Source organism: Streptosporangium brasiliense (genome assembly GCF_030811595.1).
GTDB classification, from domain to species: domain Bacteria; phylum Actinomycetota; class Actinomycetes; order Streptosporangiales; family Streptosporangiaceae; genus Streptosporangium; species Streptosporangium brasiliense.
Genome location: NZ_JAUSRB010000001.1, coordinates 497,005 through 519,252 on the forward strand (window position 1 = coordinate 497,005; position 22,248 = coordinate 519,252).

17 protein-coding genes are annotated in these 22,248 nt (G+C 71.0%); 15 read left to right on the forward strand and 2 right to left on the reverse strand.

The window, feature by feature from the left end:
• The first annotated feature begins 86 nt into the window (after nt 1–86).
• The 9 genes from rimP to J2S55_RS02275 all read left to right on the forward strand — a co-directional run bounded on the left by rimP (nt 87) and on the right by J2S55_RS02275 (nt 9,605).
• Nucleotides 87–587, forward strand: a complete 501-nt coding sequence (rimP, locus tag J2S55_RS02235; RefSeq protein WP_306856909.1) for a ribosome maturation factor RimP — start codon at nt 87–89, stop codon at nt 585–587.
• Between the two features lie 23 nt (nt 588–610).
• Entirely contained in the window at nt 611–1,606 is a 996-nt protein-coding gene (gene nusA, locus J2S55_RS02240; protein ID WP_306858543.1) for a transcription termination factor NusA, read from the forward strand.
• Between the two features lie 34 nt (nt 1,607–1,640).
• Entirely contained in the window at nt 1,641–1,892 is a 252-nt protein-coding gene (locus tag J2S55_RS02245) for a YlxR family protein (RefSeq protein WP_306858544.1), read from the forward strand.
• A gap of 142 nt (nt 1,893–2,034) precedes the next feature.
• On the forward strand, nt 2,035–5,166 hold the full coding sequence (infB, locus tag J2S55_RS02250; protein ID WP_306856910.1) for a translation initiation factor IF-2: 3,132 nt from the start codon (nt 2,035–2,037) through the stop codon (nt 5,164–5,166).
• A 126-nt stretch (nt 5,167–5,292) separates the two neighbouring features.
• Nucleotides 5,293–5,592 (forward strand): DUF503 domain-containing protein, encoded by a 300-nt coding sequence (locus J2S55_RS02255; protein ID WP_271217836.1) that lies wholly within the window; start codon nt 5,293–5,295, stop codon nt 5,590–5,592.
• Between the two features lie 69 nt (nt 5,593–5,661).
• Complete coding sequence (gene rbfA, locus J2S55_RS02260) at nt 5,662–6,144, forward strand: 30S ribosome-binding factor RbfA (protein ID WP_306856911.1); 483 nt, start codon at nt 5,662–5,664, stop codon at nt 6,142–6,144.
• On the forward strand, nt 6,141–7,139 hold the full coding sequence (locus J2S55_RS02265; protein ID WP_306856912.1) for a DHH family phosphoesterase: 999 nt from the start codon (nt 6,141–6,143) through the stop codon (nt 7,137–7,139). The genes rbfA and J2S55_RS02265 overlap by 4 nt, the downstream gene beginning before the upstream one ends.
• Nucleotides 7,140–7,172: 33 nt before the next feature.
• Nucleotides 7,173–8,072, forward strand: coding sequence for a tRNA pseudouridine(55) synthase TruB (gene truB / locus J2S55_RS02270; protein ID WP_306856913.1), 900 nt, complete (start codon nt 7,173–7,175; stop codon nt 8,070–8,072).
• Between the two features lie 75 nt (nt 8,073–8,147).
• A complete protein-coding gene (locus J2S55_RS02275; protein ID WP_306856914.1) occupies nt 8,148–9,605 on the forward strand; it encodes a leucyl aminopeptidase in 1,458 nt (485 codons plus the stop codon).
• A 116-nt stretch (nt 9,606–9,721) separates the two neighbouring features.
• Here J2S55_RS02275 and J2S55_RS02280 read toward each other — a convergent pair whose 3' ends face one another.
• Nucleotides 9,722–11,917, reverse strand: a complete 2,196-nt coding sequence (locus J2S55_RS02280; RefSeq protein WP_306856916.1) for an alpha-L-fucosidase — start codon at nt 11,915–11,917, stop codon at nt 9,722–9,724.
• Between the two features lie 106 nt (nt 11,918–12,023).
• Between J2S55_RS02280 and J2S55_RS02285 the strand changes: the two genes are divergently transcribed.
• On the forward strand, nt 12,024–15,386 hold the full coding sequence (locus tag J2S55_RS02285) for a PDZ domain-containing protein (protein ID WP_306856917.1): 3,363 nt from the start codon (nt 12,024–12,026) through the stop codon (nt 15,384–15,386).
• Between the two features lie 177 nt (nt 15,387–15,563).
• Here J2S55_RS02285 and J2S55_RS02290 read toward each other — a convergent pair whose 3' ends face one another.
• Nucleotides 15,564–16,421, reverse strand: a complete 858-nt coding sequence (locus tag J2S55_RS02290; protein ID WP_306856918.1) for a FadR/GntR family transcriptional regulator — start codon at nt 16,419–16,421, stop codon at nt 15,564–15,566.
• A gap of 134 nt (nt 16,422–16,555) precedes the next feature.
• On the opposite strand from J2S55_RS02290, the gene J2S55_RS02295 reads away from it, so the two are divergent.
• The 5 genes from J2S55_RS02295 to J2S55_RS02315 are packed head-to-tail and all read left to right on the forward strand — an operon-like array spanning nt 16,556 to nt 22,241.
• A complete protein-coding gene (locus tag J2S55_RS02295; RefSeq protein WP_306856920.1) occupies nt 16,556–17,458 on the forward strand; it encodes a proline iminopeptidase-family hydrolase in 903 nt (300 codons plus the stop codon).
• 7 nt (nt 17,459–17,465) lie between these two features.
• The gene (locus tag J2S55_RS02300) at nt 17,466–19,166 is read left to right on the forward strand and encodes an ABC transporter substrate-binding protein (RefSeq protein WP_306856922.1); all 1,701 of its coding nucleotides are present in this window, start codon (nt 17,466–17,468) and stop codon (nt 19,164–19,166) included.
• Complete coding sequence (locus J2S55_RS02305; RefSeq protein ID WP_306856924.1) at nt 19,167–20,207, forward strand: ABC transporter permease; 1,041 nt, start codon at nt 19,167–19,169, stop codon at nt 20,205–20,207.
• The gene (locus J2S55_RS02310; protein ID WP_306856925.1) at nt 20,207–21,175 is read left to right on the forward strand and encodes an ABC transporter permease; all 969 of its coding nucleotides are present in this window, start codon (nt 20,207–20,209) and stop codon (nt 21,173–21,175) included. Before J2S55_RS02305 ends, J2S55_RS02310 begins: the two co-directional genes overlap by 1 nt.
• Nucleotides 21,168–22,241, forward strand: a complete 1,074-nt coding sequence (locus J2S55_RS02315; RefSeq protein ID WP_306856926.1) for an ABC transporter ATP-binding protein — start codon at nt 21,168–21,170, stop codon at nt 22,239–22,241. Before J2S55_RS02310 ends, J2S55_RS02315 begins: the two co-directional genes overlap by 8 nt.
• The last annotated feature ends 7 nt before the right edge of the window (nt 22,242–22,248 follow it).

Below are 22,248 nucleotides of genomic sequence, written 5' to 3' on the forward strand. Positions count from 1 at the left end.
CTCTTTCCACGTCCCGGTGTGGATAGGCTGGTGAACCACATGGGCGAGGTCCGCCCGGCTTGAGATCGTGACAATAGGAGGTCGGCATGGGCAGCGCCACATCCCGCGACCGCCTGATAAAGCTTCTGGAACCTGTCGTCGGAGCCGAAGGGCTCGACTTGGAGGACGTCACGGTCACACCGGCGGGCAAGCGGCGGTTGCTGCGCGTCGTCGTCGACCGTGACGGCGGCGTGAGCCTGGACGACGTCGCCGAGGTCAGCCTCGCCGTCTCCGCCACGCTGGACGCCGACGACGCCATGGGGAACACCCCCTACGTGCTGGAGGTCTCCTCTCCGGGGGTCGACCGCCCCCTCACCGAGCCGCGCCACTGGCGCCGGGCGGTGAAACGGCTGGTCAAGGCCGACCTGAGGGACGGCACCTCCGTGGAGGGCCGGATCGTCGCCACCGACGAGACCGGCGTGGAGCTGGACGTTGCGGGCGCACCGCGCCGCATCGATTATCAGGACCTGACCCGAGGACGGGTGCAGGTGGAATTCCGCCGGCTAGACGACGCCGAAGACGACGGCGAAGACGGCGACGAAGGCTAAGGGGGAGCCTCGTGGACATCGACATGAGCGTCCTGCGCAGCCTGGAGCGGGAGAAGGACATCTCCTTCGACCTGGTCGTCAAGGCGATCGAGGACGCGCTACTGATCGCATACTTCCGGAGCGAGGGCGCGGCCGCCAAGGCGCGGGCCCAGCTCGACCGGCAGTCCGGGCACGTGACCATTTTCGCCGCCGAGATCGACGACGAGAGCGGGGAGGTGCTCAGGGAGTTCGACGACACCCCGGGCAACTTCAGCCGCATCGCCGCGACCACCGCCAAGCAGGTCATCCTGCAGCAGCTCAGGGACGCCGAGGACGAGATCAACTTCGGTGAGTTCGCCAGCCGTGAGGGCGAGCTCGTGGCCGGCGTCATCCAGCAGGGCAAGGACCCGAGGGTCGTCCTGGTGGACCTCGGCAAGATCGAGGCCGTGCTCCCGCACAACGAGCAGGTCCCCGGCGAGGAATACGTCCACGGCGAGCGCATCCGCTGCTACGTGGTCCAAGTCAAGAAGGGCCACAAGGGCCCGTCGGTGACCCTGTCGCGCACCCACCCCGGTCTGGTGAAGAAGCTCTTCGCCCTGGAGGTCCCGGAGATCGCCGACGGGACGGTCGAGATCGCCGCCATCGCGCGCGAGGCCGGCCACCGGACCAAGATCGCTGTGCGGTCGCGGCGTCCCGGCGTGAACGCCAAGGGCGCCTGCATCGGCCCGATGGGCTCGCGAGTGCGCAACGTGATGGCGGAGCTGCACGGCGAGAAGATCGACATCATCGACTGGTCGGAGGATCCCGCGGAATTCGTCGGGAATGCCCTCTCACCCTCCCGTGTTTCCCATGTCGAGGTGATCGACGCCGAGGGGCGCGCCGCGCGGGTGACCGTGCCGGACTACCAGCTCTCCCTGGCGATCGGCAAGGAGGGGCAGAACGCCCGGCTGGCCAATCGCCTCACCGGATGGCGCATCGACATCCGTCCGGACACACAAGCAGGGGATGCGGCCGGTTCCGCAGATGCGTCCACACGGTAAGCTGGAATATGGTGGCCAGGCCGCCCCGCTGAGGATGTGTGTGGGGTGCCGGGTTCGCACGGTCTCCTCCGAGCTGCTCCGCCTGGTGGTGGTCGAGGGCGTTATAGTCCCCGACCTGCGACGACGGCTCCAGGGTCGTGGTGCTTCACTGCATCCCTCCCTGAGCTGTCTCGAGCTCGCCGAGCGTCGCCGAGCGTTTCCGCGCGCGTTTCGCGTGGCGGGCCCGCTCGACCCGTCGCGCGTACGGGCCCACCTGGAAGAGGTCCACGCTGAAAGGATCGGGTGAAATGGTTGCCAACTGTCATGTAGGACGCCGAGTTGATGGGCTGGTCAGATAGCTATGAGCGCCTGATGAGCATGCGGCGATGAGTACATCTACGTAACGACGGTCCGGCGGCACTGCCTCCCGGGCCGAGTAAGGGAGTGCAGTGGCGAAGGTCCGGGTATACGAGCTCGCCAAGGAGTTCGGTGTGGAGAGCAAGGTCGTCATGGCCAAGCTCCAGGAGATGGGCGAGTTCGTGCGTTCGGCGTCCTCGACTATCGAAGCACCGGTAGTCCGTAGGCTCACGGAAGCTTTGGGCGGTCCCCCCAGGGGCTCGTCCGACAGGGGCGGCAACAGGCCGCCCAGGCCGCCCCAGGCGGCACCCCGGCCGGCTGAGAGCCAGGCCGGAAGCGGCGCCCCCGCGGCGCCGTCCTCGATTCCCAAGCCGGGACCGGCCCCCAAGCCGGGTCCGAGGCCTGGGCCCGCAGCGGCCCGTCCCGCGGCCCCCGCGCCGCAGGCCCCGCCCGTGGTTCCCCAGCCTCCGCAGGCGCCGCCTCAGCAGCAGCAGCAGCCTTCGCCGGTTCAGCCGCCGCGTTTCGAGGCTCCGCGCCCCGACGCCGGACGCCCCGCGACCCCCGGCCCCAAGCCGGGTCCTCGCCCGGCTCCGCGTCCGGGACCGGCGCCCCGTCCGGAGGCCGCGCGTCCGGAGGGCCGTCCCTCCGGCGGCCCGGGTGGAGCCCCTTCGGGCCCCCGCCCCGGTGCGGCGCCCGGCCCCAAGCCCGGCCCGCGTCCGGGCCCGCGTGGGCCGCGCCCCGGCAACAACCCGTTCTCGTCGAACGCCAGCGGTATGGGCCAGGCCCGTCCGCCGCGTCCCGGCGGCCGTGACGGCGGCCCCGGCGACAGGGGTCCGCGTCCCGGTCCTCGTGAGGACCGCGGCCCCCGCGACCAGGGGCAGCGCGACAGCGCCGGTCCCCGTCCGCCCGCGGCCCGTCCGGGTCCGCCCGGTGCGGCGGGTCCGCGTCCGGGTCCCGGTGCGGGTGGTCCGCGCCCCGGCCCCGGCGCCGGTGCGGGTGGTCCGCGTCCCGGAGGTCCCCGTCCCAGCCCGATGATGATGCCCCAGGGCCGTCCCGCCGGTCCCGGCGGCGGCGTGGGCCGTCCCGGTCCGGGCGGCGGCGGTCGTCCCGGTCCCGGCGGCGGTGGCCGTCCCGGTGGCGGCGGTGGCCGTCCCGGTGGTGGCGGTGGTTTCGCCGGCCGTCCCGGTGGTGGCGGCGGCGCGGGCCGTCCCGGCACCGGAACCGGTGGTCCCGGTGGCGGTGGCGGCGGTTTCGCCGGCCGTCCCGGTGGCGGCGGTGGCCGTGGCCGCGGTGGCGGCACGGCGGGCGCCTTCGGCCGTCCGGGCGGACGCCCGACCCGTGGGCGCAAGTCCAAGCGCCAGCGGCGTCAAGAGTTCGACAACATGCAGGCCCCGGCGATCGGTGGCGTGCAGGCTCCCCGCGGCAACGGTCAGACGATCCGGCTGTCGCGTGGCGCCTCGCTGGCGGACTTCGCCGACAAGATCGGCGCGAACCCGGCGTCCCTGGTGCAGATCATGCTGCACCTGGGCGAGATGGTGACCGCCACGCAGTCGGTCAACGAGGAGACGCTCCAGCTCCTGGCCGCCGAGCTCGACTACAACCTGCTTGTGGTCAGCCCGGAGGAGGAGGACCGCGAGCTTCTCGAGACCTTCGACATCGAGTTCGGCGAGGACGAGGGCGACGAGTCCGACCTCGTCGCGCGTCCGCCGGTGGTGACCGTCATGGGTCACGTCGACCACGGTAAGACCAAGCTGCTCGACGCCATCCGTAACACCAACGAGGTGGCGCGCGAGGCCGGTGGCATCACCCAGCACATCGGTGCCTACCAGATCGCCACCGAGCACGAGGGCGAAGACCGGAAGATCACCTTCATCGACACCCCGGGTCACGAGGCGTTCACCGCCATGCGTGCCCGTGGTGCCAAGGTCACCGACATCGCCGTCCTGGTGGTCGCGGCCGACGACGGTGTGAAGCCGCAGACCATCGAGGCGCTGAACCACGCCCAGGCGGCGGACGTGCCGATCGTGGTCGCGGTCAACAAGGTCGACAAGGAGGGCGCCGACCCCAACAAGGTCCGGGCCCAGCTCACCGAGTACGGCCTGGTCGCCGAGGAGTACGGCGGCACCACGATGTTCGTCGACATCTCCGCCAAGAACGGGATCGGCATCGAGAACCTGCTCGAGGCCATCCTGCTCACCGCGGACGCCGAGCTCGACCTGCGGGCCAACGCCACGATGGACGCCCAGGGCGTCGCCATCGAGGCGCACCTCGACAAGGGCCGCGGCCCGGTCGCGACCGTGCTGGTCCAGCGCGGCACGCTCCGCGTCGGCGACTCGATCGTCTGTGGCGAGGCCTTCGGCCGCGTCCGGGCGATGCTGGACGACAACGGCGAGGCGATCCAGGAAGCCGACCCGTCGCGTCCGGTGCTGGTCCTCGGTCTGACCGCGGTCCCGGGTGCCGGTGACAACTTCATCGTCGTCACCGACGACCGGATGGCGCGCCAGATCGCCCAGCAGCGTGCGGCCCGCAAGCGCATCGCGGACATGGCCAGGTCCGGCCGCCGCCGCACCCTCGAAGAGCTCTTCAGCGAGATGGAGAAGGGCCAGGTCGACGAGCTCAAGCTCATCATCAAGGGTGACGTCTCCGGTTCGGTCGAGGCCCTCGAGGACGCGCTGCTCAAGATCGACGTCGGTGACGAGGTGCGCCTGCGGGTGCTCCACCGCGCCGTCGGTGCGATCACCGAGTACGACGTCAACCTGGCGGTCGCCGACGACAACGCCGTCATCATCGGCTTCAACGTGCGCCCCGAAGTCCGGGCGCGCGACCTGGCCGAGCGCGAGGGCGTCGACATCCGCTACTACTCGGTCATCTACCAGGCGATCGAGGAGATCGAGGCGGCCCTCAAGGGCATGCTCAAGCCGGAGTTCGAAGAGGTCCAGATGGGCACCGCCGAAGTCCGCGAGGTCTTCAAGGTGCCGAAGATCGGCAACATCGCCGGTGCGCTGGTCCGCTCGGGCACGATCGTCCGCAACAGCAAGGCCCGGATCATCCGTGGTGGTGTCGTCATCTCCGACAACCTCACCGTGTCGTCGCTGCGTCGCTTCAAGGACGACGCGACCGAGGTCCGCGAGGGCTACGAGTGCGGTATCGGTGTCGGCTACAACGACATCAAGATCGACGACGTCATCGAGACGTTCGAGATGCGGGAGAAGCCGCGCGTCTGATGCTCTGGTCCGGCGCGGGACCGCTCGCCCGGCCGGAGGCGGCCTCCACCCCATGGGTGGGCCGCCTCCGGCCGGCGGGTGGCCCCGCGCCGCCGGCGCACGGTGCCCCGTGGCGAATGACTCAATATGTATGTAGGTGCCCTGACATTGGACATCCTGCTCGGCGACGTTCACTCGCTGAAGCAGAAGCGCTCTGTGGTGCGTCCCATCATCGCCGAGGTGCAGCGACGGTTCCCGGGCGTGGCCGTCGCCGAGACCGGCCATCTCGATCTGCACCGCCGTACCGAGATCGGGATCGCGGTCGTCTCCGCCACCGCCGCGAACTGCGGCGCGGTGCTGGACGACTGCGAGCGCCTGGTCGCCTTCCATCCGGAGATCGAGCTGCTGTCCGCCCGGCAGCGGCTCTACAACGAGGACGAGGACTAGTCACAGGGATGACCGGTCGCGGAGCCGCCCTCCGTGCCCGGTCGTTACTGTGAGAAGGGGGGAGTGAATATGGACGCCGCACGCGCACGTAAGATCGCCGACCGGATTCAGCAGGTCGTGGCCGAGATGCTGGAGCGTCGGATCAAGGATCCGCGGCTGGGGTTCGTGACCGTGACGGACACGCGGATCACCAATGACCTGAGCGAGGCCACGGTGTTCTACACCGTGTTCGGCTCGGAGGCCGAGCGGGCCGACTCGGCCGCGGCCCTGGAGAGCGCCAAGGGGCTCATCCGCTCGGAGGTGGGCCGCCAGACGGGTCTGCGCCACACCCCGACGCTGATGTTCACCCATGACCCGCTCCCTGACAGCGCCCGCCACCTCGACGGCCTGCTGGCCGAGGCGAAGGCCCGGGACGCCGAGATCGCCAAGCGGGCCGAGGGCGCGCAGCACGCCGGGGACGCCGACCCCTACCGCAAGCCCGGCGAGGAGAACGACGGATCCGAGGAGAACGACGAGGAGCCGTCACAGCGCGCGGGATACCCCGCAACGTGACGCCCGACCTGCGCGGCGGCGTCCCGATCCCGGTCAGCGACTGGGATCGGGCCGTCGGCCTGATCTCGTCCGCCGACGAGATCGCGCTGGCCTGCCACATCTCGCCGGACGGCGACGCGCTCGGCTCGACGCTGGCGCTCGGGCTGGCGCTGCGCGCGGCGGGCAAGCGGGTCACGGCCTCCTTCGGGGAGCGCCGCTTCAGGGTCCCCCGGCTGCTGCGCTTCCTGCCCGGCCAGGAGCTGCTGGCCGAGCCCGGCGACTACCCGGCCGCCCCCGATCTGATGATCACCTTCGACGTCCCCATCGTCGACCGGCTCGGCCTGCTCGCCGACAACGCGCTCAAGGCCCGCGAGCTGATCGTGGTGGACCACCACCCGTCCAACACCGGGTTCGGCACGCTCAACCTCGTCGATCCCGCCGCCGCGGCGACCGCGGTGCTCGCCGAGGAGCTGATCAACCGGCTCGGCCTGCCGCTCGACAGGGCCATCGCGACCTGCCTGTACGCCGGGCTGGTCACCGACACCGGCTCGTTCCGGCACTCCTCCACCACTCCCGGGGTGCACCTCATGGCCGCCAGGCTGCTCGACACCGGGCTGAACCCGGAGGAGATCGCCCGGGAGCTGTGGGACCGCTCCCCGTTCGGCTACCTCAAGGTGCTCGGCGCCGTCCTCGACCGGGTGACGCTGGAGCCGGAGGTGGGCCGGGGACTGGTCTGGACGTTCGTCACCCGGGCGGACCGGGCCGCCCACGGCCTGCCGTACGACGAGGTGGAGGGGATCATCGACGTGATCCGGCGCACCGAGGAGGCCGACGTCGCGGTGATCCTCAAGGAGGACGACGACGGCGCCTGGCAGGTCTCCACCCGTTCCAAGGGCGCGGTGGACGTCTCCCGCGTCTGCGCCGCGCTGGGCGGCGGCGGGCACGCCAAGGCGGCGGGCTTCACCTCCTATCTGCCCGTCGAGCAGACGATGGCCGGTCTGCGCGCACTCCTGTAGCCTCCGCGCACTTTCTGTAGAAGGACTGTTCGAATGAGCACGGCTCGCGCCAAGCGCACCCCGCCGCCGAGCGGGCTGATCATCGTGGACAAGCCCGCCGACTGGACCTCGCACGACGTCGTCGGCAAGCTCCGCGGCATCGCGGGCACCCGCAAGGTCGGCCACGCGGGCACCCTGGACCCGATGGCCACCGGGGTGCTGGTGGTCGGTGTGGAGAAGGCCACCCGCCTCCTGGGCCACCTCGCCCTCACCGAGAAGGGCTACGACGCCACGATCCGGCTCGGCCAGTCCACCAACACCGACGACGCCGAGGGGGAGATCATCGCGACGGCTCCGGCCGCCGGGATCGCCGAGGAGGACCTCAGAAAGGGCGTCGCCGCCCTGACCGGCCGGATCATGCAGGTCCCGCCCCAGGTCAGCGCCATCAAGGTGAACGGCGAGCGCGCCTACAAGCGGGCCAGGGCGGGGGAGGAGGTCGAGCTCAAGGCGCGTCCGGTGACGGTGTCGGGCTTCGAGATCACCGGCATCCGCCGCGCGGGCGACCTGATCGACGTCGACGCCTCGGTGACCTGCTCCAGCGGCACCTACATCCGCGCGCTGGCGCGTGACCTGGGCGCCGACCTGGGCACCGGCGGTCACCTGACCTACCTGCGCCGCACCCGGGTCGGGCCCTACGACCTGTCGATGGCGCGCACCGTCGAGCAGCTCTCCGCCGAGTGCACGATCCTGCCGATGGCCGACGCGGTCGCGGCGGCCTTCCCACGCCGCGACGTGACCGCCGAGGAGGCGGGCACCGTCGCGCACGGCGGGCGGCTGCCCTCGCTGGGGCTGGGCAAGGGCCCGATCGGGGTGTTCGGCCCGGACGGCACGTTGCTGGCGCTGGTGGAGGAGCACGGAAAGATCACCAAATCGCTGGCGGTGTTCGTCTCCTGACCCGGTGTTCCGCGTGACATGACAGTGCTTTAAGGTTCGTGGACTGGACCTTTTAGCTCTGTTAGGAGTCGCCTCATGGAGGTGTCCCTCTCCTCCCGTCCCGCCGCCGAGGTCGCCGCGGACCTGCTCGTCCTGCCGGTGCGCGAGGGATGCGACCCCGGGCTGGGCCTGGGCGCCGTGCTCGGCCAGGTCAGGTTCACCGGCCGGGCCGGCCAGGACCTGCTGCTGCCGCGCCGGGACGGCGACGCCTTCCGGGCGTCCGCGGTCCTGCTCGTCGGGCTCGGCGCCGACGACGACGGGCACACGGTGCGGCGGGCGGTGGGCCGGGTCGCGCCCCGGCTGGCCGACTTCCCCACGGTGGCGGTCGCCTTCCCCGACGCCCAGGCGGTCATCGAGGGAGTGCGGCTGGGCGGCTACCGGTTCGACGGCTACAAGAGCGAGCCGCGCGGGCACGCCGTACGGGAGCTGATCGTTCTGGCCGGCGGGGACCCGCGGGGAGTCGCGCGGGCCGGGATCGTCGCCGACGCGGTGACCTTCGCCCGGGACCTGGTCAACACTCCGGCCGGCGACCTGGTCCCGATGGACCTGGCCGAGCGGGCGCGGGCGATGGCCGAGACGTACGGGCTGGGCGTGCGGGTGCTGGAGACCGCCGCGCTCGGTGCGGGCGGCTTCGGCGGCGTCCTCGGCGTGGGCGCGGCCAGTGCCAACCCGCCGTGCCTGATCGAGGTCAGCCACCCCGGCGACGGCGCCCACGCCACGGTCGGCCTCGCGGGCAAGGGCATCACCTTCGACTCCGGCGGTCTCGCCATCAAGGGCCAGGGGGCGATGTCCACCATGAAGTGCGACATGGCGGGCGGCGCGACCATGCTCGCGGTCGTCCAGGCCGCCGCCCGGCTGGAGCTGCCGGTGGGGGTCACCGCCGTGGTGCCCGCCGCCGAGAACATGGTCAGCGGCTCCGCGATCCGCCCCGGGGACGTGCTCACACATCGCAACGGGCGGACCACCGAGGTGACCGACACCGACAGCGAGGGCCGTCTGGTGCTGGCCGACGCGCTCGCCTACCTGGCCGAGAGCTCACCGGACGTGCTCATCGACGCGGCCACGCTGACCTACTCGGTGATGCACGCGCTCGGGGAGGACATCACCGGGGTGATCGGCAGCGACCGGCGGCTGGTCGGCGAGCTGATCGCGGCCGGGGCGCGGGCCGGCGAGCCGATGTGGGAGCTGCCGCTGTGGGAGCCCTACGCCGACAGGCTCAGCTCCGAGATCGCCGACGCGAGGAACGAGGGCGGCAGCCTGGCCGACGCGACGATCGCCGCGCTGTTCCTGCGCCCGTTCACCGCCGGGCTGCCCTGGGCGCACCTGGACTTCGCCACCACCGCCTACCTGGACAAGGCCACCGACCTGGGCCCGGCCGGGGCGACCGGCGCGATGGTCCGCACGCTGATCGGCTATCTGGAGACCCGCTCCCAGGCCGGTCCGGAGACCCGCCCCCGGCCGGGCGTCACGGTGGGACACGGGGACCTCCGGTGAGGTGCACGGTGGGACACGGGGACCTCCGGTGAGGTGAGGACTCGACACCTTCGCCTCACCGGAGGTCCCCGCCACGGACCGAGCCCTGCTGTCAGCAGCGCCCCTGGTCCATACGGCTAGCCTCTGACCTGGACCTCGGCCAGGGACAGCGGGTCGGACGGCGAGGCGAGCTGGATCCTGACATACCTGCCCCTGGTGCCCTCGGGCAGCTTGACCTTGCTCGGCGAGCCGGCCTGCTCGCCGACGTGCACGGCGGTCACGCCGGGCGCGGTGCGGGCCTGGTCCAGGTCGTCGGTGGTGAACGGCTGGTCGGAGGCCATCACCCAGAAGTCCTTCAGCCGGTCGGCGCAGCAGTCGAGCCGGTTCCAGACGTCCACGCTGTCCAGCGCGGCCGAGGCGCCGAGATCGACCTGCCACCAGGCCTGCTTCTCCGGCTCGGCGGTGTGCGTCGTCGTCGCGGAGCCCCAGTTGCCGTCGGTGTTGCCGTCGACGGCCCGGGAGGCCGGCGCGTCGTAGCCGGTGCTCTTCTGCGTGGCCGGCTTGCCGAGCGAGAGGTTGGGGCGGTTGACCGCCAGGGGCAGGGCGGTGGTCGTCCCCATGCGCCCGGTGCGCTGGTGCAGGCCCAGCGTGTAGGGGCCCGGCGCCACACCCGCGGGGGCGCTCACGCTGATCGGGACCTTCACGCTTTCACCGGGACCGAGCGGGCGTACGCGGGGCGCCCCGAGCGTGGCCGTCCAGCCCTGCGGCACGGTGAGGGAGAGCTTGGTGGCCGGGGCGTGCCGCTTGCCGGGGTTGGTGACCGTGAGCTCGCCGCTGACCGTCTGACCGGGGGCGACCTCCTTCGCCAGGCTGGAGGAGGTGCGCAGCAGGCTGTGCACGCCCGGCGTCTCGATCTTGAAGACGTAGGCGTGCTTCCCGGTCTCCGGCGGGGTGTTCACCACGACACGGCCCTGTTCGTCACGGCTCCATGACAGGCGCGCGTCGGAGCCGAGCATGGTGACGCGGGTGCTGTGGTCCACCGGCAGGTCGGCGCCGAGCGTGAGCTGCTCGCCCGGCCACTTCAGCGCCGTGGCGTACAGGGTGCCGTCCTTCACCGTGTAACGGACGTCGTCGGGGCCGCCCTTCTCCTCGGCCCGGTTCCAGTACGTGGTGCCGTAGATCGCCTCGCCGTTGGCCTTGAGCCAGGCGCCGATGTCCAGCAGCCGCTGCCGCTGGATCTCGGGGATCGTGCCGTCGGCCTTCGGGCCGATGTCGAGCAGCAGGTTGCCGTTCTTGCTGACGATGTCCACGAGCGAGTCCACGAGCTGGTCGGAGGTCAGGTGGTCCTCCTCCGGCTCGTTCTGGTTGTAGCCGTAGGAGTGCGCGATGCCGCGGCTGGACTCCCACTTGACCGGGTCGATGTCCGGCTTGACGGCGTACTCGGGGGTCTGGAAGTCCAGTTCGGGGCTGTCGAGGTTGCCGCTCTGGATCTTGCACCGGTTGGCGACCGCGACCTCCTTGCCGCTCTTGAGCGCCTTGTTGTAGTAGTCGGCGAGCACCCCGGCGGTGTCCCAGTAGGAGGCCGGCTTCTCCCACTGGCCGTCGCACCAGATGATGTCGGGGTCGTAGCCGTCGATGAGCTCGCGCATCTGCGGGAGCATGTAGTCCTTGACGTAGTCGCCGACGACCGGCGCGCCCGTGTACGGGATCTGCGCCCCGGTGTAGGGGTTGGTCGGCGGGCGCCCGGTGTAGGAGGGGTTGTACCACTCATAGAGCGAGTAGTAGAACCCGGCCTTCAGCTTGGCCTCGTCCTTGCGCGCCGCGTCGAACAGCTCCTTGGCCAGGTCGCGGCCGGGTCCGAGGTCGACGCTGTCACGCCCGCTGACCTTGCTGTCCCACAGGGCCATGCCCTCGTGGTGCTTGGAGGTCAGCACGAAGTACTTGGCGCCGGCGTCCTTGAACAGCTTGACCCAGTCGGCCGCGTCGAACTTCTCCGCCTTCCACTGCTGCAGGAAGGCGTCGTAGTTGAAGTCCTGGCCGTAGGTGGCCTTGTGGTGGGCGTTCGTCGCGCTGCCTGGCGAGTTCATGTAGTTCCCGTACCACTCGGCGTAGCTGCCGCGCGGTCCCCACGCGGGCACCGAGTAGGCACCCCAGTGGATGAAGATGCCGAACTTGTCGTCGTTGAACCACCCCGGCACCGGGTGGCTGTTCAGCGACTCCACCGTGGGCTCGTACGCGGGCGGCGGGTCGGCGCTCGCGGCAGGCTGCGTGGTGAAGATAGATCCGATGATAAGGAGGCTAGTAGCGGGAGCTAAGAGCAGTTTCCGCCTCATGTGGGGGCTCCAGACGTTGATTGATCGGATGAAACGTAACCTTGGCGTGATCGCCTTCACAAGAGGGCTGTGCCAACAATGAGGGCCATCCACGACAGGAGGCCCTGTGCACCACGGCAAGCCCTGGCGGCTGCTCCTCGCGGCGTGCGTCGCCGCGAGCGGGCTGACCGCCCTCACCCCCACCGCGGCCCTGGCCGCCGACACCGTCTTCCATGTGGCCGTCCAGGGGGACGACACGGCCGCCGGCACCGAGGCCGCGCCGTTCAGGACGATCGCGCGCGCCCAGCGTGCCGTACGCGAGGCACGGCCCACCGCGACCGGCCCGCTGCGGGTGCGGGTGCGCGGCGGCGTCTACTATCTGGCCGAGCCCCTCACCTTCACCCCGGCCGACTCCGGCGCCACCTACGAGGCGGCCGCGGGTGAGCCGGTCGTGCTCAGCGGCGGGCGCAGGCTCGCGCCCGCCTGGACCACGCACCAGGGCGCCACCCTGGTCGCCGACATCGGCAAGGACCTCGACTTCGACGAGCTCTTCCTGGACGGCAGGCGGCAGGTCCTGGCCAGGTACCCCAACTTCGACCCCAAGGTCGCGGTGCTCAACGGGTACGCCGCCGACGCGATCTCCCCGTCCCGGGTGGCCCGCTGGAAGAACCCCACGACCGCGCTGGTGCGCGGGCTGCACCAGGGCGAATGGGGCGGCAACTCCTTCAAGGTGACAGGCGTCGACGGCAACGGCGACCCGACGCTGCAGTGGGTGGGGGACAACAACCGGGGCAGCGGGCTGCACCCGCAGAAGCGCATGGTCGAGAACGTCCTGGAGGAGCTGGACGCGCCGGGGGAGTGGTTCTACGACAGGGCCGCGGGCAGGCTGTACCTCCAGCCTCCCGCCGGCGTCGATCCCGCGGCGGTCCGCGTCGAGACGGCCGAGCGGGAGGAGCTCATCCGCGTCGTGGGCGACTCACCCGCGTCACCGGTGCACGACCTCACCTTCGCCGGGTTCACCTTCACCCAGACGCACCGGACGCTGTTCAGCCGGCCGTACGAGAAACTGCAGCTGGGTGACTGGGCCATCGTCCGCGCGGGCGCGGTCTACCTCAAGAACACCAAGAAGATCACCGTCCGTGACGCCCGCTTCGACCAGGTCGGCGGCAACGCCGTCTTCATGGACGGATACGCCGAGGGCAACGTCGTCTCCGGCGGCGACTTCCGCGACTCCGGGGCCAGCGACATCGCGGTCATCGGCTCGCACGAGGCCGTCCGCGAGCGCTCCACCTGGGACGAGATGCGGCGGACCATCACCGACACCACGCCGGGCCCGAAGACCGAGGACTACCCGCGCGACATCACGATCACCGGCAACTACCTGACCCGCAACGGGCGCTTCGAGAAGCAGACCTCCGGCGTGCAGATCTCGATGAGCCGCCGGGTCACGGTCTCCGGCAACACCGTGCACGACGGGCCGCGAGCCTGCGTCGACATCAACGACGGCACCTGGGGCGGGCACGTCATCGAGGACAACGACATCTTCGACTGCGTCAAGGAGACCTCCGACCACGGGCCGATCAACTCCTGGGGCCGCGACCGCTTCTGGCCCCTGACCGCCGGCGACGCCGTGAAGAAGGACTACGCCAAGCTTGACGCGATGGAGACCACGAAGATCCGGCACAACCGGATCTGGCACTCCTCCCACTGGGACGTCGACCTCGACGACGGCTCGTCCAACTACGAGGTCACCGGCAACCTCCTGCTCAACGGCGGGGTGAAGCTGCGCGAGGGCTTCTTCCGCACGGTGCGCGGCAACATCTTCGTCAACGGCGGCGGGCACTTCCACGTCTCCTACGCCGACAACGGCGACGTCGTCGAGAAGAACATCTTCGTCACCGACGACCCCTACGACTTCATCCAGAGCGATCCGTCCGCCTCCAGGACCGCCTACGACGACAACCTCTTCTGGAACAACGGCAGGCCCGTCGCCGACATCACCGACGCCTGGCGCGCCCGCGGCCTCGACACCCGCTCGGTCGTCGGCGATCCCCTGTTCGAGGGGGCGAGCCCCTACGCCGATCCGGCCAAGCTCGACTACTCCCTCAAGGCCGGCTCCCCGGCTCTGGCGCTGGGCTTCGAGCCCTTCGCGATGACCGGGTTCGGCAAGCCGGGCTCGCCCACGCCGCCGCCGCTCACCTGGCGCAAGCCGGACACCGGCCTGACGATCGGCAACCTGGCCGAGCCGCTCATGGGCGCGACGGTCACCGAGATCCACAGCGACGAGGTGAAGTCCTCCGTCGGGCTCACCGACTACGACGGCCTGTTCTTCGCCGCCGTGCCCGCCGACTCCCACGCCTGGCGGCAGGGGCTGCGCACCGGCGACGTCATCAGGGAGATCGCCGACGTCAAGGTGAGCGACCGCAACAGCTTCTGGAAGGTCTACAACCGCACCCCCGCCGGACGGCCGACGGCGCTGAAGGTCTGGCGCAACCAGGCGCTGACGGACCTGAGCCTGACCAAGGCCGCCGGCGTGGAGACGATCGACAACGTCTCCGGCGTCACCTACACCGGCACCGGCTGGGACTGGAAGAACGACCAGCGCGGCGGCGCCGGGTCCACCCTCGACGACCTGCACGCCACCCAGGCCGACGGGGACGCCTTCGAGCTGGCCTTCCACGGCACCGGCGTCGAATACATCGCCCAGGTCAACTCCGACGAGGGCAAGGTCGACCTCTACCTGGACGGCAAGCTCGACACCACCATCGACAACCACAACCCGACCCGTGAGTACCAGAAGATCGTCTACACCAGGACCGGCCTGGCACCGGGGCCGCACACGCTCAAGGGAGTGAAGAAGGACGGCTCCTACTTCATCGTCGACGGCTTCAAGATCCACACTACCGCCGGGGACGGCGAGGCGCCGGTGACCACCGCGTCCGGGGTGCCCTCGGGCTGGACCTCCCGGCCCGTGCAGGTGGTGCTGACCGCCTCCGACTCGGGCGCCGGTGTGGAGCGGACCGAATACCACCTCGGCGACGGCTCCTGGCGGCCCTACTCCGGTCCCGTGCGCGTGGACCGTGAGGGGGAGAGCGTGCTGGCCTTCCGCAGCGTCGACCGGGCCGGCAACGTCGAGGAGCCCCGATCGGTCACCGTCAGGATCGACACGACGGCTCCCACACTGACCGCCACGCCCGACCCCGACCGGCTGTGGCCGCCGAACCACAGGCTGGTGCCGGTGGACATCTCGCTGAAGGCGGCCGACGCCGGTCCCGTCACGGTCACCCTGGTCTCGATCACCAGCTCCTCGGCCGGGGTGGAGGACGACGTCCGCGGCGCTTCGTACGGCACGGCCGACACCTCCTTCGCGCTGCGTGCGGAGCGGGACGGCGGGTCGGCCCGGGTGTACACGATCACGTATCGGGTGGTGGACCGGGCGGGCAACGCCGCTGTGGCCCACACCCGGGTGGCCGTACGGCGGGCGGCCTAGGTCTCCGGCGGGACGGCCGGGGGCTCCCGGGCCGTCCCGCCCTCCCCTGATCTCCTCTGACCTCCCCTGATCGCCCGGCGGCTGCGGCGCCCCGCCCGGGTGACGCAGTCTCCGGGCACCGGCGGCCCGGTCCGCCGGCGAGCCGCGCGCGATGCCGTCCGGCAGCCCCGGCGGGTGCTAGGCGGGCCCGACCCGGGAGGCCGGCTCCCCGGCCGGGCCGGCCTGCCCGGGGACCCGGCCCTGGGCGCGTTCGAGCATGGTGCGCATCATGTCGGAGGTGAGCGTGAAGTGCTCCTCCGCCAGGGAGCCCGCCTGCTCGGCGTCGCCCGCCTCGATGGCCTCGTAGATCTTCCGGTGCTCGATCAGCGCCCGCTGGTAGGCGTCGGGGTCGTCCTCGCCGTACGGCTCGACCGGGAACCCCAGGCTCACCCGCGTCAGCAGGTCCCGGCTCAGTGCGTTGATCTTCGGGTTGCCCGTCGCGGCCAGTACGGCGTTGTGGAAGGCCGCGTCGGCGGCCTGCTCCTGGCCCAGCGTGCCGGCCGCCGCGTAGCCCGCCAGCGCCACGCGCATGGCCGCCAGGTCCTCGTCCGTACGGCGGAGCGCGGCGGTCCGCGCGACCAGCCCCTCCACCAGGCAGCGCAGGTCGAACAGCTGCTCCAGCTCGGGCCAGCGGGGCAGGAGCGTCCGGCGCACGGCCGAGGCGGTGGCCTCGGTCCAGCTCGCCCTGACATAGGCCCCGCCGGTCCGGCCACGTTTGATCTCCACGATGCCCACCGCCTGCAGCCGGCCGATGGCCTCGCGCACGGTCGCGCGGCTCACGTCGAGGATCGTGGCCAGCTCGCGCTCGCCGGGCAGGCGTTCGCCCGGCAGGTAGTCGCCTATCGCGACGGCGGTCATCAACCGGTCGGCCACCTCGGTGGCCACCGACTGCACCCGGACGGGGCCGAGCGCGGCGGGCTGGGCGACGTCGTCCAGCACCTGACCCAGCATCCGGGAGAGGTCGTCGGTAGTGGGGGGCGTCGCGTCGGGGTGCACACCTGGAACGTTACCCAAACTCCCGGTTTCAAAAAAGGTCTTGTGTTCAGGCCATTAATCCTTAAGATGTCCACAACACGGACATTCGTCTCATCTGGTGGCATGTGTCCCCAATTGTCATATGGAGGACTGCGGTGGCGATCCCCGAACCGACCACCCAGGCTCTCGCCCCCTTCAAGGACTGGCGTACCTGGTACCGCGTGACGGGCGACCTGAACGCGGACAAGACCCCCCTCGTCGTGCTGCACGGCGGCCCCGGCGCGGCCCACGACTACACGCTGCGCATGGCGCGGCTGGCCGAACAGGGCCGGGCCGTCGTCCACTACGACCAGCTCGGCGTGGGGCTCTCCACCCACCTGCCCGAGCGCGGCGCCGACTTCTGGACCGTCGAACTCTTCCTCGACGAGCTGGACAACCTGCTCGCCCACCTGGGCATCGACGGCCGCTACCACCTGATCGGCCAGTCGTGGGGCGGCATGCTCGCCGCCGAGCACGCCGTACTGCGGCCCCGCGGACTCAGGGGCCTGGTCATCGCCGACTCGCCCGCCTCGATGAAGCTCTGGCGCGAGGAGTGCGACCGGCTGCGCGCCGAGCTGCCGCCCGAGGTCGAGCGGACGCTCCGCGAGCACGAGGCCGCCGGCACGACCGACAGCGGCGAATACCGGGCGGCGGAGAAGGTGTTCAACGCCCGCCACGTCTGCATGATCGTGCCGAACCCGCCGGAGGTCCTGGCCAGCGACGCCAAGACCGCCGAGGACCCGACCGTGTACCACACGATGAACGGGCCGACCGAGTTCCACGTCGTCGGCACCCTGCAGGACTGGTCGGTCGTCGACCGGCTGCACCAGGTGACAGCGCCGACCCTGCTCGTCTCCGGGCGCCACGACGAGGCCACCCCTCGCACCGTGCAGCCCTTCGCGGACCACATCCCCGACGTCCGATGGCAGATCTTCGAGCACTCCAGCCACATGCCGCACATCGAGGAAGAGGAGCTCTTCCTGCAGGTGGTCGGCTCCTTCCTCGACTCCACGGACTAGGACCACCATGAAGCGCAACATCCCGATCGCGGCGGGCGCGGCCCTGCTCGCCCTGTCCGTCGCGGCCTGTTCCGGCGGCTCCCCCCAGACCGGGCCGACCGGGCCGGCCGGGCCGGCCGGAACCTCCCAGGCGGCCGGCGCGGGATTCCAGGAGCAGCACAAGGGCGGCACGCTCCGCCTGCAGGCCAAGGCCGGCGACGGCACGCTCGACCCGCACATCAACTACAGCAACGGCAACTGGCAGGTCTTCCAGGCCATGTACGACGGCCTGCTGGCCTTCAAGAAGGTCGGCGGCGAGGCGTCCTACGACCTGGTCCCCGACCTGGCCGAGGCCATGCCCGAGGTCAGCGCGGACGGCAGGTCCTACACCTTCACCCTCCGCAAGGGCGTGAAGTTCGCCGGCGGCGCCGAGGTCACCGTCGACGACGTGGTGGCCTCCTTCCAGCGGATCTACAAGGTCTCCGGGCCCACCTCCGGCACCTTCTACGCCGGGATCGTCGGCGCCGCCGCCTGCGTCAAGAAGCCCGACGAGTGCACGCTCGACAAGGGCGTGGTCGCCGACAGGGCCAAGAACACGGTGACGGTCAACCTGGTCGAGCCGGACTCGGAGTTCCCGCTCAAGCTCGCCCTGCCGCACGCGGTCGTGCTGCCCAAGGACACCCCGGACAAGGACCAGGGCACCAAGCCGATCGGCGGCACCGGCCCCTACACGGCGGTCTCCTACGACCCCAACAAGGAGCTCAAGCTCGTCCGCAACCCCGACTTCACCGAGTGGTCGCGCGAGGCGCAGCCGCAGGGCTACCCGGACGAGATCGTCTACTCCTACGGCCTCACCGCGGAGGCCGCGGTCACCGCGGTCCAGAACGGCCAGGCCGACTGGGTCTTCGACCCGCTGCCCGCCGACCGGCTCGGCGAGATCGGCGCCAACTACGCCTCCCAGGCGCACGTGAACCAGCTGTCGGCCTTCTGGTACCTGCCGCTCAACACCAACCTGGCGCCGTTCGACAGGCCCGAGGCCCGTCAGGCGCTCAACTGGGCGATCGACCGCCAGGCCGTGGTGAAGATGTTCGGCGGGGCCAACGTGGCCCAGCCCGCCTGCACGCTCCTGCCGCCCGGCATCCCCGGCCACGCCGACTTCTGCGACTTCCCCGAGCCGGACCTGGCCAAGGCCAAGGACCTCGTCCAGCGGTCGGGGACCGCGGGCCAGGAGGTCTCCGTGGTCGTCGCCGACGACGAGGTGAGCAAGCAGATCGGCGAGTACGTCCGCAGCACCCTGGAGCAGATCGGCTACCGGGCCAAGCTCAAGGTCATCTCGACGAACATCCACTTCACCTACATCCAGAACGACAAGAACAAGGTCCAGGTCAGCGTCTCCCAGTGGTACGCCGACTACCCCGCCGCCTCGGACTTCCTGCACGTGCTGCTGTCCTGCGCGTCCTTCCGGCCCGGCAGCGACTCCAGCATCAACATCTCCGGCTACTGCGACAAGGACGTCGACGCCCGGATGGCCGAGGCCATGACGCTGGACCGGACGGACAAGGACGCCGCGAACGCCAAGTGGGGCGAGATCGACCGCGACCTGACCAAGGCGAGCCCGATCATCCCGCTGTTCACCCCCAAGCAGGTGGACTTCGTCTCCAGCCGGGTCGGCAACTACCAGTTCCACAAGCAGTTCTTCATGCTCATCTCCCAGCTCTGGGTCAAGTAGATGAGCACGGTGAACGGGGCCGGACCCATCCCCGTCGTCGCCGCCCCGGTCCGGCCCGGTGCCGGTCCGTGGCGGCAGGCCGCCACCCGGATCCTGCGCAACCGCTCGGCGATGGCCGCGGGGGCCGGGCTGCTGCTCATCGTGCTCGTCTGCCTGCTGGCCCCGGTCTACGCGGGCTCGATCGCGCACACCGACCCGTTCGTCTCCAACGTCTCCGGCACCACGGTCGTGGGCGGCCAGGAGGTCCAGGTCCTGCAGCAGAGCACCGAGGGTCTCGGCCTCGGCGTCACCCCGATCGGCCCCACCGGCGACCCCGGCCACTACCTGCTCGGCGCCGACAACCAGGGCCGCGACGTCATGGCCAGGATCCTGTACGGCGGGCGCAACAGCCTGCTGATCGGCGTCTCCTCGGCGCTGCTGTGCTGCGCGCTGGCGACGGTCCTCGGCGTGGTCGCCGGATACTTCGGCGGCTGGATCGACGCCGTGCTCTCCCGCCTCTTCGACGTCGTCTGGGCCTTCCCGGTCTACCTGCTGGCCATCTGCCTGTCGGTCGTGCTGCTGACCAGCGGCCTGCACCTGGGACCCGTCCACATCGACGCGGGCAGTCTCGCGCTGCCGGTCGTCATCATCGCGCTCATCTACGTCCCCTATGTGGCCAGGCCGCTGCGGGGCCAGGTGATGGCGCTGCGCGGCAAGGAGTTCCTGCACGCCGCCGTCGGACTGGGCGCGAGCGACCTGCGGATCATGCGCCGTGAGGTCCTGCCGAACGTCCTGCCGACCGTGGTGGTCTTCCTGCCGCTGATGACCGCGCTCAACATGCTCACCGAGTCGGCGCTGTCGTTCCTGTCGGTCGGCGTCCAGTCGCCCGACGCGAGCTGGGGCACGATCATCAACGACGGCCTGGCCCTGCTCTACACCCGGCCGATGATCACGATCGCGGCCGGACTGTCCGTCGCGCTGACCGCGGTCGCGCTCAACGTGTTCGGCGACGGCGTGCGCGACGCGCTCGACCCGAACGCCCGGCTGCGGGGAGGCGCCTGATGGCCGGATACGTCCTGCGGCGGCTCGGTGCCGCGGTGCTCGTCCTGTTCGCGATCAGCGTGCTGGTCTTCCTGATCTTCTTCGCCACCCCCGGCGTGGACCCGGCGGCCCGCATCGCGGGCAAGAACGCCGACCCGGCCACGCTGGCGCAGGTACGCGAGTCGTTCGGCTTCGACCGGCCGCTGCCCGTGCAGTACCTGATGATGATGAAGCACCTGTTCGTCAGCCATGACCTGACCTCGTTCGTGAACCGGGGCACGCTGGTGATCCCGCAGATCATGGACGCGGTCCCGGTCACGCTCTCGCTCGTCGTGGGCGCGGCGGTGATCTGGATGGTGCTGGGCGTGGCGATGGGCACTCTCGCCGGGGCCATGCGCGGCACCCTGGTCGACCCGCTGGTCATGCTGCTGGGCGTCTTCGGCGTCTCGCTGCCGGTCTACTGGCTGGGCGAGGTGGTCAACCTGATCACCCAGAAGGAGTTGCACGGGTCGGTCTTCTCGTGGGTGCCGCCGCTCGGCTACGTGCCGTTCTCGCAGAGCCCCGGGCAGTGGGCGCTGCACCTGCTGCTGCCCTGGCTCACCCTGGCCCTGCTGTACGCGGGGATCTACGCCAGGCTGCTGCGCGGCGAGCTGATCCAGGCGCTGAACGAGGACTACGTGCGCACCGCCCGCGCCAAGGGCCTGTCGGAGCGGCGCATTCTGATCAGGCACGCCCTGCGCTGCTCGCTGATCCCGATCGTGTCGCTGTTCGGACTGGACTTCGGCGCCCTCGTCGGCGGCGCGGCGCTGCTGACCGAGGTGGTCTTCGGCCTGCCGGGCGTCGGCAAGCTCACCTATCAGGCGCTGCAGAACCTCGACCTGCCCGTGATCATGGGCACGGTCCTGTACGCCGCCTTCTTCGTCGTGCTGGCCAACGCCGTGGTGGACGTCCTGTACGCCCGGCTCGACCCGAGGGTGCGCCGTGCCTGACCGATCCCTTTCCGAACCGCCCGTCGAGCCCCTTCTCGAAGTCAGCGACCTGCGGGTGCGTTTCCGCTCCGGCACGGGCCACTTCACCGCCGTCGACGGCCTGTCGTTCTCGGTACGGCCGGGCGAGGTGCTGGGCGTGGTGGGGGAGTCGGGTTCGGGCAAGAGCGTGTCGATGCTCGGCGTGCTCCGCCTGATCCGCACCCCTAATGCCGAAATTTCCGGGAAAGTAATCTTTCGAGGGCGGGATCTGCTGGCCCTGAAGGACCGGGAGATGCGGGCCGTGCGGGGCCGGGAGATCGCCATGATCTTCCAGGACCCGATGACCGCCCTCACCCCCGTCTACACGGTCGGCTGGCAGATCGCCGAGCAGATCCGCGCCCACGAGAGGATCTCCAGGAAGGCCGCCCGCGACCGCGCGGTCCGGCTGCTCGACGAGGTCGGCATCCCGGCCCCCGGCAAACGGGTCGACTCCTACCCGCACGAGTTCTCCGGCGGCATGCGCCAGCGCGTGGTCATCGCCATGGCGCTCTCGTGCAACCCCGGGCTGCTGATCGCCGACGAGCCCACCACCGCGCTCGACGTCACCACCCAGGCGCAGATCCTGGACCTGATGCGGCGCCTGCGCGCCGACCACGGCTCGGCCATCGTCATGATCACCCACGACATGGGCGTGGTCTCCGAGATCGCGGACGAGGTCCTGGTCATGTACGGCGGGCGCGCGGTCGAGCGCGGCCCCCGCGGGGACGTCTTCCGCGCTCCCCGCCATCCCTACACCTGGGGCCTGCTCGACTCGGTGCCCCGGGTGGGCGGACCGCGCGTCCGGCGGCTGCCCACGATCCCGGGCGCCCCCGGAGCCTCGGGCGGCGGCGGCTGCCCCTTCGCCGGCCGCTGCTCCCACCGGCACGCGGCCTGCGACGAGGTCCCCCCGCTCACCGGCGGCGCCGGTCACCTGGACGCCTGCCGGCTGCCCGGGGAGGACCGGGAGCGGATCCGGCGTGGTGACCGGAGCGCCCCGGAGACGACCCCGGCACGACGGACCGCCCACGCGGCGGATGAGGAGCGGTGAGCGACCC